Raw genomic sequence first — 3023 nt, 5'->3', positions numbered from 1 at the left:
TGCCGGGGCTGCCGGGTCCGCGCCGGCTGGTCAGCAGCAGGCGTCGGACACCGTGCCCGGTCACCAGGTGCCGGGCGAGGACGGCGCCGAGGGCGCCGGTGCCGCCGGTGATCAGCACCGTGCCCCGCTGCCAGTCCGGCCCGGTCCCGCCGGCCCCGGCCGGGGTGCCCGGTTCGGTCGGGGCCAGTCTCGGGGTGAACGCCTCGCCCGCCCGGAGGAGGAGCTGGGGTTCACCGGTGCGGAGCGCGGCGCCGAGGGCCTCGAAGGAACCGGGGTGGTCGTCGAGGTCGACGAGCGTGAACCGGTCCCGTTGCTCGGCCTGGGCGGAGCGCAGCAGGCCCCAGACCCCGGCCCGCGCCAGATCGGTGACGTCCTCGCCGTCCGGGGCGATGGCCCCCCGGGTGAGCACGACCAGCCGGCTCGCCTCGAACCGGTCGTCGGCCAGCCAGTCCCGGACGGTGCCGAGCAGCTCGTGCAGCACCGCCCGGGCCCGTGCGGCGAACCGGTCGGCACCGTCCGCCTCCCCGGCCGGCGACGGCAGCAGGGGCAGCAGCACCGTCGAGGGGACCTCGGCGCCGCCGTCGACCGCCTTCCGCAGTGCGGCGAGCCCGTTGTACGACGGGCCGGGCCGGGCACCGGAGGGCAGCGGGACCCCCTCGCCCAGCAAGGCCCAGGAGCCCTCGCCCGCGGTGGCCGAGCCGGCCGGCACAGGGGCCCACCGCACCCCGTACAGCCCCTCCCGGGCTCTGGCGCCCGCGGTGGCCAGGTCGCCGGGGGAGAGGGGGCGCAGCCGGAGTTCGTCGACCGTGGCCAGCGGCAGCCCCGTCTCGTCGGCGAGGTGCAGGGCGACCACCACGTTCGTGTCGTCGGACTGCGTCACCGTGAGCCGGACCCGTAGCGTGCCGGGGCCCGTTCCGGCCGGGGGCACGGTGATGCCGGACCAGGAGAACGGCACCACCGGCCCGGGGGCCACGTCCGCCACTCCCGGCAGCAGCGGGTGCAGGGCCGCGTCGAGCAGCGCCGGGTGCAGGGCGAAGCGCGAGGCCTCGGCCCGGTGCTCCTCGGCGAGGGTGACCTCGGCGTGCAGACCGTCCCCGTGGCCGGAGAGCCGGCGCAGGTTCCGGAACAGGGGACCGTACGCGTACTCCCGTTCGACCAGGGCGTCGTAGACCCCGTCGAGGTCGATCTCCACGGCATCGGCGGGACGCCGTACGTCCTCGGTGAGGGCCGTGACGGGCTCGCCCGTGCTCAGCGTTCCCTCGGCGTGCTGGGTCCAGTTGCGGTCGCCGTCGGCCCGCGCGGGGCGGGAGTGGACGGTCAGCGGACGTCTGCCGGAGCCGTCGGGGGCGCCGACGGACACCTGGATGCGCATGTCGTCGTCCTCGCCGAGCACCAGCGGCGCGGTCAGGGTGAGTTCGTCGACCAGGGTGCAGCCCGCCCGGCGGGCGGCGTGCAGCGCGAGGTCCACGAACGCGGTTCCCGGCAGCAGCACGGTGCCCATGACGGCGTGGTCGGCGAGCCACGGGTGGGTGCGCAGGGAGACCCGGCCGGTGAGGACGACGCTGTCGCCGTCGACCGCCTCCACCGCCGCGCCCAGCAGCGGATGGTCGGGGGAGTCGAGGCCGAGATCGGCGGCGTCACCGGAGGCGGCCGGGGCCGTCAGCCAGTAGCGCTGCCGCTGGAAGGCGTAACCGGGCAGGGGGGTGCGGCGGGCGCCGGGGAAGACCGCGTTCCAGTCGGCGCCGGCCCCGCGCAGGGCGAGCAGCGCCAGAGCGGCGGCGGTGGTGCGCGTTCCGGGGCGTCCGGCCCGCAGCAGCGGTACCACCGCCCCCGCCGGTGCTGTCAGAGACGGTTCGACCAGCGCGGAGAGCACCCCGTCGGGACCCAGCTCCACGTAGTCGGTGACCCCGGCGGCCTCCAGCCGCCGTATCCCGTCCGCGAACCGCACCGTCTGACGCACCTGGGCCACCCAGTACTCCGGGGTGCCCAGCCGCGAGGCGTCGACCAGGTCACCGGTTACCGTCGACACGATCGGCAGCGTCGGAGGGTGGAATGTCACGCCACGGGCCACCTCGGCGAAGGCGTCGAGCATGCCGTCCATGCGGTGGGAGTGGAAGGCGTGCGAGACGACGAGGCGCTTGACCTTGCGTCCCTCGGCCCGCCAGTACTCCTCCAGTTCCGCGACCGCGTCCTCGTCGCCCGAGACCACGACCGCCCCGGGGCCGTTGACGGCGGCGAGGCAGACCCCGTCGGGCAGGGTGATCTCGTCCTCCGCCGCCGCGACGGCGAGCATCGCGCCGCCTTCCGGCAGGGCGTCCATGAGCCGGCCCCGGGCCGCCACCAGCGCGCACGCGTCGGGCAGCGACAGGACCCCGGCGACGTGCGCCGCCGCGAACTCGCCGACCGAGTGGCCCAGCAGGTGGTCGGGCGTGAGGCCCCAGGACTCGACGAGCCGGAACAGCGCGACCTCCAGCGCGAACAGCGCGGGCTGCGCGAACACCGTGCGGTTCAGCTCGTCCCCGCCGTCGAACACGACCTCCCGCAGGGGACGTTCGAGATGGGCGTCGATGTGGGCGCACACCTCGTCGAAGGCGGCGGCGAACACGGGGGAGGCCGCGTACAGGTCGTGTCCCATGCCGGGGCGCTGGCTGCCCTGCCCGGTGAACAGGAACGCCGTCCTGCCCCTCGTGCCTTTGCCGTCGCGCACCACGAAGGGCGTGTCCTCGCCCCGTGCCAGCGCGCCGAGGGCCTCCAGGAGTCCGTCCCGGTCGTGTCCCAGCACGGCGGCCCGGTGCTCGTGCCGGGTCCGGCCGGTGGCCAGCGAGAAGCCGACATCGGCGGGTTCGAGTCCGGGCCGCTCGGCCACGAACGCCCGCAGCCGCTCGGCCTGCGCCCGCAGCGCCGCGTCCGACTTGGCCGACAGCAGCCAGGGCAGGGCGGTGTCCGGGGCCGGGCGGTCCCCGGCCGCCGCGGGCTCCTCCTGCGCCTGCTCGATGATCACGTGGGCGTTGGTGCCGCTGATC

General features: G+C 76.1%; 1 protein-coding gene. It reads right to left on the bottom strand.

Going from position 1 to position 3023, the window contains the following annotated elements; translation table 11 throughout:
* Positions 1 to 3023 (bottom strand): acyltransferase domain-containing protein (locus IQ279_RS27420; protein ID WP_206352022.1); only part of this gene is annotated, 3023 nt, incomplete at both ends.

The organism is Streptomyces verrucosisporus, from assembly GCF_017114865.1.
In the GTDB taxonomy this organism is placed as follows: domain Bacteria; phylum Actinomycetota; class Actinomycetes; order Streptomycetales; family Streptomycetaceae; genus Streptomyces; species Streptomyces fenghuangensis.
The sequence above is the reverse complement of the archived record's forward strand: the minus strand, read 5'-3'. Positions and strand labels throughout refer to the sequence as shown.